Raw genomic sequence first — 14,571 nt, forward strand, 5'->3', positions numbered from 1 at the left:
GCAATGGCGAGCCTGCGCGTAGAAGTGATTACGCTGTTTCCCGAGATGTTTTCCGCCATCAGCGACTACGGCATCAGCAGTCGTGCGGTGAAACAGGGGTTGTTGCAACTGACCTGTTGGAACCCGCGGGACTATACGACGGATCGACATCACACTGTGGATGATCGCCCATTTGGCGGTGGTCCGGGCATGGTGATGAAGATCAAGCCTCTCGAGGATGCCCTGGTTCAGGCCAAGGCGGCAGCGGGGGAGGCGGCGAAGGTGATCTACCTGTCGCCCCAGGGCCGGCAGCTGAATCAGTTGGCGGTTCGCGACCTGGCGAAAGAGGATGCCTTGATCCTCATTGCTGGTCGTTATGAAGGCATCGACGAGCGTTTCATTGAGGCTCATGTCGATGAAGAGTGGTCGATTGGGGACTATGTCCTGTCCGGTGGCGAGCTGCCGGCGATGGTCCTGATAGATGCGGTTACACGACTGCTGCCCGGAGCTTTAGGGCATGCGGACTCCGCGGAGGAGGATTCCTTCACGGATGGTTTGCTGGATTGCCCGCACTACACCCGTCCGGAGGTGTATGCGGATCAGCGTGTTCCCGACGTGTTGCTCAGTGGCAACCACGCACATATCCGGCGTTGGCGTCTGAAGCAGTCCCTTGGCAGGACCTCGGAACGACGCGCCGATCTTCTGGAAAGACGCTCGCTTTCTGGAGAAGAGAAGAAGCTGCTCGAGGAATACATCCGCGAGCGGGACGATAGTTAACAACGTATCGATGGTAGATCCGACGATTTACCTTAGGAGCACAGCATGACCAACAAAATCATTCTGCAACTCGAAGCCGAGCAGATGACCAAAGAGATCCCAGCCTTTGCCCCGGGCGACACCATTGTCGTTCAGGTGAAAGTGAAGGAAGGCGATCGTTCGCGTCTGCAGGCCTTCGAAGGCGTGGTAATTGCCAAGCGTAACCGCGGTGTGAACAGCGCGTTCACCGTACGTAAAATCTCCAACGGTGTTGGCGTAGAGCGTACCTTCCAGACCTACAGCCCGCAAATCGACAGCATGGCTGTCAAGCGTCGCGGTGACGTACGTAAAGCCAAGCTGTACTACCTGCGCGACCTGTCGGGTAAAGCAGCTCGCATCAAGGAAAAACTGGCCTGAGTCCAGCTTCCGATGCAGAAAAAAGCAGCCTACGGGCTGCTTTTTTGTTGCCTGGATTTTTATCCTTGGGCACTCTGACTTCGTTTGCCGTGTCACGCGTTTCGAGTCTTTATGCCAGCCATCGATCACCCTCTCATCGACCAGTTTCTCGACGCCCTGTGGTTGGAAAAAGGCCTCTCGGACAATACCCGCGATGCCTATCGGAGCGATCTGGCGCTGTTCAATGGCTGGCTGCAGGAAAAGGGCCTGGAACTGGCCAGTGCCGGGCGGGAACTGATCCTCGACCACCTGTCCTGGCGTGTGGAACAGGCCTACAAGCCACGCTCCACGGCGCGTTTTCTCTCCGGTGCGCGTGGCTTCTACCGTTACCTGCTGCGGGAAAAGCTGATTGCCGTCGACCCGACTCTGCAGGTCGAGATGCCGCAGTTGGGCAGGCCGCTGCCCAAATCCCTGTCGGAAGCCGACGTCGAGGCCCTGCTCAACGCCCCGGATCTGAGCGAAGCCATCGGCCAGCGCGACCGCGCCATGCTCGAGGTGCTGTACGCCTGCGGTCTGCGGGTGACCGAACTGGTCAGCCTGACGCTGGAGCAGGTCAACCTGCGCCAGGGCGTGCTGCGGGTGATGGGCAAGGGCAGCAAGGAGCGCCTGGTGCCGATGGGCGAGGAGGCGATCGTCTGGGTCGAGCGCTACCTGCGCGATGCCCGTGGCGAACTGCTCGGCGGGCGACCCAGCGACGTGCTGTTTCCCAGCCAGCGTGGCGAACAGATGACCCGCCAGACCTTCTGGCATCGGATCAAGCACCAGGCCCAGGTCGCCGGGATCAGCAAGTCGTTGTCGCCGCATACCCTGCGGCACGCCTTTGCCACCCACCTGCTCAACCATGGTGCGGACCTGCGGGTGGTACAGATGCTGCTCGGCCACAGCGACCTGTCGACGACCCAGATCTACACCCATGTCGCCCGTGCCCGCCTGCAGGACATGCATGCCAGGCATCACCCGCGCGGTTGATCCATACGGGCTTCGGCCCGGCCGGGCTTATGTGTTAGGCTCTAGCGGTTTGCTATGCGGGCGCTTGCAGTCGCTCCGTTTCAGAATGGACAGACCAGCCTGGCCCCGTGCCCGCTATCAGGAGTTCCCATGCGCTTGATCCAGATTTTCGCCGCCGCCGCCCTGGCGTTGGCCAGTACCTTCGCCCTGGCCGACGACGCGGCCGAACAGGCGATCCGCAAGAGCCTCGACAGCCTCCAGCTGGAGACCCCGGTGGAGAGCATCACCGCCAGCCCGTTGAGTGGCCTCTATGAAGTCAAGCTCAAGGGCAGCCGTGTGTTGTACGCGAGTGCCGACGGCCAGTTCGTCATGCAGGGCTATCTGTTCCAGCTCAAGGATGGCAAGCCGGTCAACCTGACCGAGAAGACCGAGCGCCTGGGGATTTCGAAGCTGATCAACGGTATTCCGGTGGCGGAAACCGTGGTCTATCCAGCCATCGGCGAAACCAAGTCGCACATCACCGTGTTCACCGACACCACCTGCCCTTATTGCCACAAGCTGCACGCCGAAGTGCCGGCGTTGAACAAGATGGGCATCGAGGTCCGCTACGTGGCGTTCCCGCGCCAAGGGCTGGGTTCGCCGGGTGACCAGCAGTTGCAGGCGGTCTGGTGCTCGACCGACAAGCGCGCGGCGATGGACAAGATGGTCGAAGGCGAGGAAATCAAGGCGGCCAAATGCACCAACCCGGTTTCCCGGCAGTTCGCCCTGGGCCAGTCGATCGGTGTCAATGGTACACCGGCCATCGTTTTGGCCGACGGTCAGGTAATTCCAGGCTATCAGCCGGCCGCACAAGTCGCCAAACTGGCGCTGGCAGCCAAGTAATTCGGTCTCGTCGCAGTCCGTCTTCAGACGAGCACGACCGCGAGCCTCTGGCCCGCCGGTCTCAAACAGCAGGCCGCTGGTGGATCAGCGGCTGTTTTTCACGGCCGACCTCGTGTCGGCCGTTTCATGGGGAGTCAAGAGTGAAACCGGTCAAAGTAGGCATCTGTGGGTTAGGTACCGTCGGTGGCGGCACCTTCAACGTACTTCAGCGTAACGCCGAGGAAATTGCTCGTCGTGCCGGGCGTGGGATCGAAGTGGCACAGATTGCCATTCGCACGCCAAAGCCTCAGTTCCAAACGACCGGTATTGCGATTACCAACGATGTCTTCGAAGTGGCCACGAACCCTGAGATCGACGTCGTCGTAGAGCTGATGGGCGGCTATACCGTTGCCCGTGAGCTGGTACTCAAAGCGATCGAGAACGGCAAGCACGTGGTTACCGCGAACAAGGCGCTGATCGCCGTGCACGGTAACGAAATTTTCGCCAAGGCCCGTGAGAACGGCGTGATCGTGGCCTTCGAGGCCGCGGTGGCGGGCGGCATCCCGGTGATCAAGGCGATCCGCGAAGGCCTGTCGGCCAACCGGATCAACTGGGTGGCCGGTATCATCAACGGTACGGGCAACTTCATCCTCACCGAAATGCGCGAGAAGGGGCGTACCTTCGAGGATGTGCTGGCCGAGGCCCAGGCCCTGGGCTACGCCGAGGCCGATCCGACCTTCGACGTCGAGGGTATCGATGCCGCGCACAAGCTGACCATCCTGGCCTCCATCGCCTTCGGTATCCCGCTGCAATTCGACAAGGCCTATACCGAGGGCATCACCAAGCTGACCACCGCCGACGTGAACTACGCCGAAGCGCTGGGCTATCGCATCAAGCACCTGGGTGTGGCGCGCAGCACCGCCGCGGGTATCGAGCTGCGGGTTCACCCGACGCTGATCCCGGCCGATCGTCTGATCGCCAACGTCAACGGCGTGATGAACGCGGTCATGGTCAATGGCGATGCCGCCGGTTCGACCCTGTTCTACGGCGCCGGTGCCGGCATGGAGCCGACGGCCTCCTCGGTGATCGCCGACCTGGTCGATGTAGTGCGGGCCATGACCTCCGATCCGGAGAACCGTGTACCGCACCTGGCCTTCCAGCCGGACTCGCTGTCGGCTCACCCGATCCTGCCCATTGACGCTTGCGAGAGTGCCTACTACCTGCGTATCCAGGCCAAGGACCATCCAGGCGTACTGGCCCAGGTGGCGAGCATCCTGTCGGAACGCGGGATCAACATCGAGTCGATCATGCAGAAGGAAGTCGAGGAGCAGGACGGCCTGGTGCCGATGATCCTGCTGACCCATCGCGTGGTGGAACAACGCATCAACGACGCCATCGCAGCGCTGGAGGCCCTGCAGGGCGTGGTCGGCCCTGTCGTGCGGATCCGCGTCGAGCATTTGAACTGAGTTGGCATCGCCGACTGGAGAGGAATTTTTCATGCGTTACATCAGTACCCGCGGCCAGGCACCCGCGCTGAACTTCGAAGACGTGCTGCTGGCCGGTCTGGCCAGCGATGGCGGCCTGTACGTGCCGGAGAACCTGCCACGCTTCACCCAGGAGGAAATCGCTTCCTGGGCTGGCCTGCCCTACCACGAACTGGCCTTCCGGGTGATGCGCCCGTTCGTCACTGGCAGCATTCCGGATGCGGACTTCAAGAAGATCCTTGAGGACACCTACGGGGTGTTCGCCCATAACGCCGTGGCGCCGCTGCGCCAACTGAACGGCAACGAGTGGGTGCTCGAACTGTTCCACGGCCCGACGCTGGCCTTCAAGGATTTCGCCCTGCAATTGCTGGGGCGCCTGCTGGACTACGTGCTGGCAAAACGCGGCGAGCGCGTGGTGATCATCGGCGCGACGTCCGGCGATACCGGCTCGGCGGCGATCGAAGGCTGCAAGCATTGCGAGAACGTCGACATCTTCATCCTGCACCCGCACAACCGGGTATCGGAAGTGCAGCGCCGGCAGATGACCACCATCTTCGGTGAGAACATCCACAACATCGCCATCGAAGGCAACTTCGACGACTGCCAGGAGATGGTCAAGAACAGCTTCGCCGACCAGAGCTTCCTCAAGGGCACGCGGCTGGTGGCGGTGAACTCGATCAACTGGGCGCGGATCATGGCCCAGATCGTCTACTACTTCCACGCGGCGCTGCAACTGGGCGGCCCGGCGCGTTCGGTCTCGTTCTCGGTGCCGACCGGCAACTTCGGCGATATCTTCGCCGGCTACCTGGCGCGCAACATGGGGCTGCCGATCAACCAACTGATCGTGGCGACCAACCGCAATGACATCCTGCACCGCTTCATGAGCGGCAACCAGTACGTCAAGGAAACCCTGCATGCCACGCTGTCGCCGTCCATGGACATCATGGTGTCGTCGAACTTCGAGCGCCTGCTGTTCGACCTGCACGGTCGCAATGGTGCGGCCATCGCCGGCCTGATGGACACCTTCAAGCAGGGTGGCGGTTTCAGTGTCGAGCAGGATCGCTGGACCGAGGCGCGCAAGCTGTTCGACTCCCTGGCGGTGGACGATGCGCAAACCTGCGAGACCATTGCCGAAGTCTTTGCCCAGACTGGCGAAGTGCTCGACCCGCACACGGCCATCGGCGTCAAGGCGGCCCGCGAATGCCGCCGCAGCCTGGACACTCCGATGGTGATCCTGGGGACTGCGCATCCGGTCAAGTTCCCTGAGGCAGTTGAGAAAGCGGGTGTAGGAAAAGCGCTTGAACTACCTGCACACCTTTCGGATTTGTTTGAAAGGGAAGAGCGCTGCACGGTTCTGGCCAATGACCTTAAAGTCATGCAGGCCTTTGTCAGCCAGCATGGCAGCCGCGGCAAGCCGCTTTGACCGACTAGAAAGGTCACACTTTAGAGCCCGCCCCTTGGCGGGCTTTATCGTTTTTGCATGCCAAACTTTGCCCCCTGTTTTTCATTTCCATCGAATCAAAGGGGGCGGGTACTTCGCCATGGCGTTTCCGGGGAGATCGATCTATTCCATTCTGGCGTGGCTGTCATGGGTGATGCTGGCGAGTCTGCCGGGCGAGCTGATGGCCGCCCAGGGCTTGCCCTTCAATTTGCCCGCGTCGTTCGTCGAACTGCCCCGACTGCCCCTCGGCGCTGATGAGCGGCGCTGGCTGGGCAATGACCGGAGGCTGCGGGTGGGCATCTCGGTGGCCGATTATGAACCCATCGATATCACCAGCGACCGCAATCGCTACCAGGGCATCAGTGCCGACTATGTGGCCCTGATCCGCGATCGGCTCGGGGTGCAGGTGGAAGTGCTGGGGTTCGTCGAGCGGGACCAGGCCGTCGAGGCGCTGCTCGAGGGGCAGATCGATGTGCTGACCAGCGCCAACGGCTTCGAACGGGGCTTTCCCGAACTGGCCTTTTCCAGTGAATACATGCCGGATCGCTCGGTGATCGTCAGTCGCAGTGAAACCCCGAACCCCGACGATCTGCGAGGACGCAAGGTACTCCTGCTCGAAGGCTACGCCGATGCCGCGGTGGTGCATGCCACTTATCCCCAGAGCCGGATCATCCTCGCCCCGACCCTCTACAGTGCCCTGGAGGCACTGCTCCAGGGCGAGGTCGACGCCTTCATCGGCAATGAGGTCATCGTCAGGGTCTACAAGACCCTGCGCCCCTACATGGGCTTGCAGATCCGCGGGCAAAGCGCTTTGCCACCGATCGGTTTCGCATTCGCCACGCGCAAGTCGGAGCCTCTGCTCGGCGCCCTGATCCAGCGTGTGCTGGATAGCCTGGACGAAGCGGTACGGCGGGAGATCCTCGCGCGCTGGACCACCGGTTTCGGCTCGGACATCGCCCAGCCGCGAGTCGAGCTGACTGCGGCGGAGCAGGCCTGGATCGACAGCCATCCGCGGGTGAGCGTGGCTTCCCAGCAGTACCCGCCGTATATCTACAAGGATGTCCACAATCGTTGGGTCGGTCTCAATGCCGATCTGCTGGCGCGGATCTCGCGGATGACCGGCCTGCAGTTCGTCTTCGACGAGAGTTTCTCCACGGTCCAGACCCTGGAGATGCTCAAGGATGGTCGGGCCCTGATGAATGGCTCGCTGGCTGAAAGCCCCGAGCGCAAGGCCTTCCTGAATTTCACCTATGCGTTTGGCGGCAGTTCCTGGGTATTTGTCGTACCGGTCGATGCGCCCCCGCTGAGCTCGCTCAGCCAACTGGCCGGTCGCGTGCTGGCACTGCCCGAGGAACATGCACTGCAGGCCATGATCCGCCGCGAGTATCCCGATGTGGTGCTGCGTGGTGTCCGGACCCAGGAGGAGGCCAGGGCGCTGGTCGAAAGCGGTGCGGCGGCGGCAACCATCCAGAGCGACACCCTGGCCTATCTGCACCCTCCCGGCAGGCTGAAGGTCGGTCGTAGCGTGGAAGGGCTCTGGTCGGCGGACAGCTTCTCCGTCGCCAAGAGCTCTCCTGAGTTGCTCGGCATCCTCAACAAGTCCCTGGAGGCCTTTCCGGTCGCAGAGCTGCGGGCCTTGCGCATCAAGTGGCTGGGTGCCGTCCCGGTGGCTGCGCCGCCCTCGGTCTGGAAGCGGGTGCCGCGTTGGGCCTATGGGCTGGCTGTTGCCCTGCTGGTGGTGGGCGGGGTCTCGCTCATCTGGAACCGTCGCCTGAATGTCCAGATTCGCCAGCGCCGCCAGGCCGAACGGCAGCTCAGTGACCGGCTGGCGTTCCAGCGCGCATTGCTCGACGGCATTCCCGATCCGATCTTCGTACGGGACCTGCAGGGGCGCCTGATCAGTTGCAATCGTAGCTATGAGCAACGCCTGGCGACGACGCTGGAGCAGGTGCGCGGGCGTCGAATCACCGAGGAGGGCCTGCTGCTGCCGGCGGTCGCGCAGGCGCTGCATGACGACTTCCTGTCGTTGCTGGAGAACCAGCAGCCGGTGTTCAGTGACCGGACGCTGGAGTTCCTCAATTGCAGCATCGATGTCTATCTGTGGATGGTGCCGTTCCACTCGGCGGGGGCGCAGTTGCAGGGGCTGTTGGGGGGCTGGATCGACATCACCGAGCGAAAGCAGCTCGAGGTGCAACTGACCGAGGCCCGCCGCCAGGCCGAGCGTGCCAGCCAGGCCAAGAGTGCGTTCCTGGCCACCATGAGCCATGAGATACGCACGCCCATGGCGGCGATCATCGGCCTGCTCGAGGTCGAGCGGGAGCAGGCACTGGCCCGTGGGCAGGTGTTCTCGCAGGGGTTGCAGGTAGCCTACCAGTCGGCCCGGGAATTGACCGCGCTGATCGGCGACAGCCTTGACCTGGCCAAGATCGAGGCCGGTGGCATGCGCCTGGTGCCGCAGCCGACCGACTTGAGAAACCTGCTTGAGGGAGTCGTGCAACTGTTCGAGGCATTGGCCCGGGACAAGGGCGTCGTCCTGAGCCTGGGTATCGATCCGCTGCTGGCGAGCCTGTATTGGCTCGATCCGCTGCGTTTGCGGCAGATCCTGCACAATCTGATCGGCAATGCGCTGAAGTTCACCAGCCGGGGATTCGTCCGCGTGCGGGTCCTGCGCTGTGCACAGGTGGCGGGCACTGACCGCCTGCGTATCGATATCGAGGATTCCGGCCGGGGCATCGGCCCCGAGCAGCAGGCGATGCTGTTTTCGCCCTTCGTCCAGGCTCACGGCGATGCCGATGCGGGGCATGAGGGCACCGGCCTGGGGCTGAGCATCTGCAAGCAACTGGTGGAGTTGATGGACGGCTCCATCGAACTTGAGAGCCAGCCGGGGCTGGGTACCCGCGTGCACATCGAGCTGGCGTTCAGGCGCGAAACGCAACCTGTGCTACCCGCACCGTCGAACGGCGCAAGGTGTCGCCTGCCGTGCCTGAACGTGCTGATCATCGATGACCTGTCCGCCAACCGCCTGGTGCTGCAACAGCAGCTCGGCTTTCTCGGGCAGAACGTCGAGGCCTGCCAGACCGCGCAGGCGGCGTTGCAGGCCTGGCAAGGCCGGCATTTCGACCTGGTCATCAGCGATTGCAACATGCCCGGCATGAGCGGCTATCAACTGGCACGGGCCCTGCGCCAGCTGGAGACCGAGGCGCAACGGCCACCCTGCATGATCGTCGGTTGTACGGCCAATGCCATGAGCGACGAGCGCCAACGCTGCCAGCAGGCCGGCATGAACGACCTGCTGGTCAAGCCGGTTCTTCTTGACGACCTGACTCGGCTGTTGACGCAGATCGTGCCCCGGGAAAGCTCCTTCGACATCCAGACGCTCATCGACATGACCCACGCCGATGCCGGCGTGCTCCAGCACATGCTGCTGGAATTGTGGCGAAACCTGCGCGACGAGCGTGCCGAACTGCAATCGCGGCTTGGCCTGGACGACTGGGACGGCGTGGCGGCCTGCGTGCATCGCCTCAAGGGGATCGCCTGTCTCGTCGATGCGATTGCCCTGGCGCAGGCCTGCGTCGACATGGATCACTGCGTACGCCTGAGGCAGCCCGAGCAGTTGCCCGCGACCGGGCAGGTGCTCAAGGCCGTGATCGACCGGATGATCGCCGACATCGAGCCGAACCTGCAGGAAAAACCGGCACTTTAGGACTTGTCCTATGGGGAACCCCGGGCAGCCTGGCTAAGGTGGAAGGCCGATGCGGATAACCACCGCTTCCACCTGCGGAGATCATCGATGCGTTCGCTCAGGATCCTGATTCTTGAAGACAATCCCTTTCAACTGATGGCCTTGCATCAGATGCTCAATGCCAATGGCGTCTTTGATGTGCTCACTGCCGAAAATGTCGAGAGTGCGCGCCTGTCGCTGACCAATCGCGGGCCGGTGGACATTGCCATCTGCGATCTGCAGTTGGAGGAGGGTGATGGCCTGGAACTGATCCGGCACCTGGCGGAAACCCGCGAGGCCCAGGCCCTGATCATTCTCAGCAGCCTTGACACGGAACTGCGCGAGGGCGCCGCCCACATGGCCCGGCAACAGGGGTTGCATGTGCTGGGCTGCCTGCTCAAGCCTGCCACGGCAGCCATACTCGGTGAGCTGCTGGCAACCTATCAACGCCGTTTCGGCCGCCAGCGGCCCGGTCTGCCGTTGGCCCAGGTCTGTGAACTGCTGTCGCTGGACGAGTTGCAGGCGGGGGCCGGGCCTGGCGCGATCCGCAAGTACTGCGAGGCCTTCTTTCAACCGAAGGTCAGTGGCGATGGCCGGGTGCAGGGAGTCGAGGCGCTGGCCCGCTGGCAACACCCGGAGCAGGGCACGCTGCTGCCCGATACCTTCATCCCGGTGCTCGAGTATGCCGGGCTTTCCCAGGCCCTGACCTGGCACATGCTCGAGCAGGCCATCGGGCTGTCGATGGAGGTGTATCTGGGAACCGACCAGTATCTGCCGGTTACGGTGAATATCCCGGGGTTGATGGTGGAACAGGCGGATTTCGCCGGCCAGCTTGGCGAACTGCTGGCCCGTTTCGAACTGCCCGCCGAATGCTTGACCCTGGAGATGATCGACGGCACCGACTGCACCAGCGAGGCGGCCCAGGCCGAAGGCATGTTGCGTTTGCGGATGCTCGGCTGCCAGCTGTCGATCGGTGACTTTGGGGTCGCCGGTGCCGGGCTGCAGAGGTTGCTTGAGTTGCCTTTCTCGGAGTTGAAGATCGCCCCGCGTTTCGTCAGCGGCATGGCCGAGGATTCACGCAGGCGCTCGATCGTCGCCGGGGTGTTGAGCATGGCCAAGGGCATGGGGTTGCGTGCGGTCATCACTGGGGTTGGAACCGACGAGGAATATCGGCTGACCCGGGAACTGGGCGACGTGTTGGTTCAGGGGCGATTCATTGCCGCGCCGATGAGTCGTGCCGAACTGCTGCCCTGGTTGCAATGGGCAGGGCTCGCCAACGTCCCCGAGCGAGAGCGACAACCTGGCTAGAGCTAGGACAACCCCTGTTCCTGCAGATACAGAAACAGCGCGGCATCGTTGGGTAGGCCCAGCTTGCGCATCGCGCTGATTTTCTGGGCACTGACGGTCTGCTTGCTGCGGCACAGGCGTGCGGCGATCTCACCCACCGTACGGCCCGCCGCCAGCAGACGGGTGACTTCCAGTTCCCGCGGTGAAAGCAGTTCCGGGTCACCCAACCGGTGCGTACCGACCTCCCCGGCCAGGGCCAGGGTCTGGCGCACGGAGTCGGCCACGAACACCTTGCCCTGGCGCACATGCTGGATGGCCATGGGCAATTCATTCGCCAGGCTGGCCTTGCTCAGCAGCCCCATGACCCCCTGATCGAGGATGTAGCGGAACAGTCCGGCATTGTTGAGCATGGTGACGACCACGAGCGGCAGGGCCGGGTAGTTGCGCAGCAGGGCCTCGATCATCCGCAGGCCGTCGTTCTGGTCCGCCGTCGGCATCATGAAATCGGTCACGAGCGCATCGCAGGGGGTGCTGTCGAGCCGATCGAAGAGTTCCCCCGGCGTACTCGCTTCGCCAACGACACGTAGTGCGGGTGTTCGTTCGAGGACGGCCCGCAGGCCGATCAGGAATATCGGATGATCATCCGCCAGGACGATCCGTAGTGGCATCTGTGACGACGAGCTCAAGACAACTCTCCGGTGGCGCAGTGGCGATGTGGCTGAAAACTAAGCAAAAAAGAACAGATGTTCTGGCCTGTGTCTGTGAGTAAAGCCGACGCGGCTTGTAGTAAAAGTCTAAAAACCATTGATCTGATTTTAGCCGCGCTTTCCCCGCTGTTTTTTCCTTGTCATCTTTCTGGTTCATGTTCGGTAGATGTCGATCAGTTCGCAGGACCTGGGAGGTCCCGGCGAACTTTCTTCTCCGACTGGCGGTCACTGACTCCAGGCACCTTTGTTTTCGACCTTTAGGCTTTTGACTATTGAGTGGTGATCGAGATGGAAAGTATCAGCCTGTTGCTCAATGAAGCGCTGAGTCCGTATGCCGTAACCCTGACGCCTTCGGGCGGGCACGGCGAGTGCGTGCTGAGCGTGAGGGGTGTTGCCGGACCGGTTCTGGTGGAGCGTGAGGTCAATCAGGCGCAATTGACCGACAAACGCCTGCTGACGGACGTGGTCGATGGCCTGCATCGTGATCTGCGCATTGCCGAAGGGCGCCTGGAGCCCTGCGTGATTGCGGCCCTGCGTCATGCCGCCGAACATCGAGGCGCGCGCAGCGCCAGCCGGTAGATTTTTTGGGAACCTTCCTTCCGTAGGTGCTGTCAGAATTTATAACGGCAAGAGCAGGCATTGTGCTCCGGTGTTTGTGGCTTGTCGTACTGGTCTTTGTAGGCCACGTTTAGCCCCGAGTCGTCTCCCCACTTCTCGGGGTTTCTTTTGCCCGCAATTCGTCACTGGTCATCGGGAACCAGGAAAAATCCCTTGGCATCTTCCCGGTATTTTTCCCGCTCGGCCGGCGCCAGCCAGCGCGCATAGAGTTCCACCAGCCTGTCCTGGCGCAGTTCGCGCAGGATCTCGTTGATATGGGGAATCGCCGCGCGACCTTGCGGCGTGTTGGAGCAGGCGATCCGGATGAACTGATAAGTGGCTGTATCCCTGATCGGATAGAACGCCAGGTCGTCTTCGGCGATCTGTTGCTGGCGGGCCTGATAGCGAACCTCCACACCGTAGCCGAGCAGCGCCTTCAGGCGTCCCATGCGCTGCATCTGCAGCAGGCTGCCAAGGGCGTCGTTGCCGTAGTGACGCACCAGGTACTGTTCGTTGGTGTGGGACAGCACATCATCGATCGGATGGCCGTAGCTGCGTTCGGCGATGATCCCCAGTTGCAGGCTGTGGCTGTTCAACAGTGCGGCGAGATCGACCTGGCCCTCGACCAGAAAGGGTTCGATCAGCCCGCGGTCCTTCTGTCGAACCACCAGCCCGTTGCTGGTGGTACCCATGCTGCGAATGGAAAACAGCATTTTCTGCGCCCGTGCCGGTGTCCACAGCAGCGCCGGGTCGCAGGTGAAGGCTGGGCTGTCGAGCATTTGCATGCCCCGTGCCCGGTTGACCCGCAGTATGGTGTGGTCGTACTCCGGCAACCGCTCCATCAGCAGCGGCAGCATCTGGTCCACGGCCCCCTGGCCCTGTTGCGGCCCATCGAAAATGCTCAGGGGCGGCAGGTCCCGCAGCAGCCAGATCAGGGTCTCCCTGGCCTGCGCGCCAGGTGACAGCACTCCGATCAATATCGCCAACAGCGTGGGAACGAGGCGTCGCCACAAGGCACTGGGAGTCATGAGGTGAATACCTTCCTCGGCTTGAAACCAGTCGTTGGTTAGCGTCACACGTCAAATGGCGCCACTTTCACGCAGTCGGGCAATGCCTGCCGCATCGTAGCCAAGGCTGCCCAGCACCTCGGCGTTGTGTTCGCCCAACCGCGGCCCGACCCATTCGCTGGAGCCAGGTGTTTCCGAGAGTTTCGGCACGATGCCGGGCATCTTGAAGTCCTTGCCGTCCGGCAGCTTGGCCGGCAGGAACATTTCCCGGGCGAGGAATTGCGGATCGCCGAACATGTCCTCGGCACTGTAGATGCGGCTGGCGGGGACTTCGGCCGCCGCCAGTACGGCGAGCACCGTGTCCAGCGGCTGGGCGTTGGCCCAGCGGTCGATCACGCCATAGAGTTCGTCACGTCGGCTGTCGCGCCCGTCGTTGCTGGCCAGTTGCGGGTCGTTCGCCAGGTCCTCGCGGCCGATGGCCAGCATGAAGCGCCTGAAGATCGCGTCGCCGTTGGCGCCGATCTGCACATGCCGGCCATCGGCGGTGGTGTGGATCGACGACGGGGTGATACCGGGCATGATATTGCCGGTGCGTTCGCGGATGAAACCGAACACGTCGAATTCCGGCACCATGCTTTCCATCATCGCGAAGATGGCTTCGTACAGGGCGACATCCACCATTTGTCCCTGGCCGCCGTTCACTTCGCGATGACGCAGGGCCATCAGCGCCCCGATCACGCCCCACAGTGCGGCGATCGAGTCGCCGATGGAAATGCCGGTGCGTACCGGCGGGCGGTCCTCGAAACCGGTTATGTAGCGCAGCCCGCCCATGGATTCGCCGACCGCCCCAAAGCCCGGCTGGTCCTTCATCGGCCCGGTCTGGCCGAACCCGGACAGGCGCACCATAACCAGCCTGGGGTTCAGCGCATGCAGGGTCTCCCAGCCCAGGCCGAGTTTTTCCAGGACGCCGGGACGGAAGTTTTCGATCAGGATGTCGGCTTCGCTCAGCAGTTGCTTGAGAATCGCCAGTGCGTCCGGATTTTTCAGGTTCAGTGTCAGGGATTTCTTGTTACGCGCCTGGACGAACCACCACAGCGACGTGCCCTCGTAGAGCTTGCGCCACTTGCGCAACGGATCGCCGCCGTCCGGCGACTCGACCTTGATCACCTGCGCGCCGAATTCGGCGCAGATCCGCGAGGCGAAAGGGCCGGCGATCAGGGTTCCGAGTTCGATGACTTTCAGGCCCGAGAGAGGTTTGGCGGCGACTGACATGGACGATCCTGTAGGACAAGATAGGGGTTGTAGAGCCTTTTAACATGGCGCGCGT

12 protein-coding genes are annotated in these 14,571 nt (G+C 62.5%); 9 read left to right on the forward strand and 3 right to left on the reverse strand.

Annotated elements, in window-relative coordinates:
• Nucleotides 1-3 precede the first annotated feature (3 nt).
• From trmD to ACMGT0_RS06880, 8 genes are all read left to right on the forward strand, one after another.
• Nucleotides 4-756, forward strand: coding sequence for a tRNA (guanosine(37)-N1)-methyltransferase TrmD (gene trmD / locus ACMGT0_RS06845; RefSeq protein WP_054059195.1), 753 nt, complete (start codon nt 4-6; stop codon nt 754-756).
• A 45-nt stretch (nt 757-801) separates the two neighbouring features.
• Complete coding sequence (gene rplS, locus ACMGT0_RS06850) at nt 802-1,152, forward strand: 50S ribosomal protein L19 (protein WP_017904968.1); 351 nt, start codon at nt 802-804, stop codon at nt 1,150-1,152.
• 111 nt (nt 1,153-1,263) lie between these two features.
• On the forward strand, nt 1,264-2,160 hold the full coding sequence (gene xerD / locus ACMGT0_RS06855) for a site-specific tyrosine recombinase XerD (protein WP_054059194.1): 897 nt from the start codon (nt 1,264-1,266) through the stop codon (nt 2,158-2,160).
• Nucleotides 2,161-2,289: 129 nt separating this feature from the next.
• Nucleotides 2,290-3,021 (forward strand): DsbC family protein, encoded by a 732-nt coding sequence (locus ACMGT0_RS06860; protein WP_054059193.1) that lies wholly within the window; start codon nt 2,290-2,292, stop codon nt 3,019-3,021.
• Between the two features lie 140 nt (nt 3,022-3,161).
• The gene (locus ACMGT0_RS06865) at nt 3,162-4,466 is read left to right on the forward strand and encodes a homoserine dehydrogenase (RefSeq protein ID WP_054059192.1); all 1,305 of its coding nucleotides are present in this window, start codon (nt 3,162-3,164) and stop codon (nt 4,464-4,466) included.
• 31 nt (nt 4,467-4,497) lie between these two features.
• Entirely contained in the window at nt 4,498-5,907 is a 1,410-nt protein-coding gene (gene thrC, locus ACMGT0_RS06870) for a threonine synthase (RefSeq protein ID WP_054061874.1), read from the forward strand.
• Between the two features lie 199 nt (nt 5,908-6,106).
• The gene (locus tag ACMGT0_RS06875) at nt 6,107-9,628 is read left to right on the forward strand and encodes an ATP-binding protein (RefSeq protein WP_416773432.1); all 3,522 of its coding nucleotides are present in this window, start codon (nt 6,107-6,109) and stop codon (nt 9,626-9,628) included.
• Between the two features lie 87 nt (nt 9,629-9,715).
• Nucleotides 9,716-10,954, forward strand: coding sequence for an EAL domain-containing protein (locus ACMGT0_RS06880; protein WP_054059190.1), 1,239 nt, complete (start codon nt 9,716-9,718; stop codon nt 10,952-10,954).
• A 2-nt stretch (nt 10,955-10,956) separates the two neighbouring features.
• Here the strand turns inward: ACMGT0_RS06880 and ACMGT0_RS06885 are convergent, their stop codons facing one another.
• Nucleotides 10,957-11,601 (reverse strand): response regulator transcription factor, encoded by a 645-nt coding sequence (locus ACMGT0_RS06885; RefSeq protein ID WP_081006000.1) that lies wholly within the window; start codon nt 11,599-11,601, stop codon nt 10,957-10,959.
• A 327-nt stretch (nt 11,602-11,928) separates the two neighbouring features.
• Between ACMGT0_RS06885 and ACMGT0_RS06890 the strand changes: the two genes are divergently transcribed.
• On the forward strand, nt 11,929-12,219 hold the full coding sequence (locus ACMGT0_RS06890) for a DUF3509 domain-containing protein (protein WP_054059188.1): 291 nt from the start codon (nt 11,929-11,931) through the stop codon (nt 12,217-12,219).
• Between the two features lie 161 nt (nt 12,220-12,380).
• On the opposite strand, the gene ACMGT0_RS06895 is transcribed toward ACMGT0_RS06890, so the two are convergent.
• A complete protein-coding gene (locus tag ACMGT0_RS06895) occupies nt 12,381-13,265 on the reverse strand; it encodes a TIGR02285 family protein (RefSeq protein ID WP_054059187.1) in 885 nt (294 codons plus the stop codon).
• Nucleotides 13,266-13,316: 51 nt separating this feature from the next.
• A complete protein-coding gene (locus tag ACMGT0_RS06900) occupies nt 13,317-14,516 on the reverse strand; it encodes a CaiB/BaiF CoA transferase family protein (protein WP_416771961.1) in 1,200 nt (399 codons plus the stop codon).
• Between the last annotated feature and the right edge of the window lie 55 nt (nt 14,517-14,571).

Origin of the sequence: Pseudomonas sp. RHF3.3-3 (assembly GCF_048069595.1) — a bacterium.
GTDB classification, from domain to species: Bacteria; Pseudomonadota; Gammaproteobacteria; order Pseudomonadales; family Pseudomonadaceae; genus Aquipseudomonas; species Aquipseudomonas fuscovaginae_B.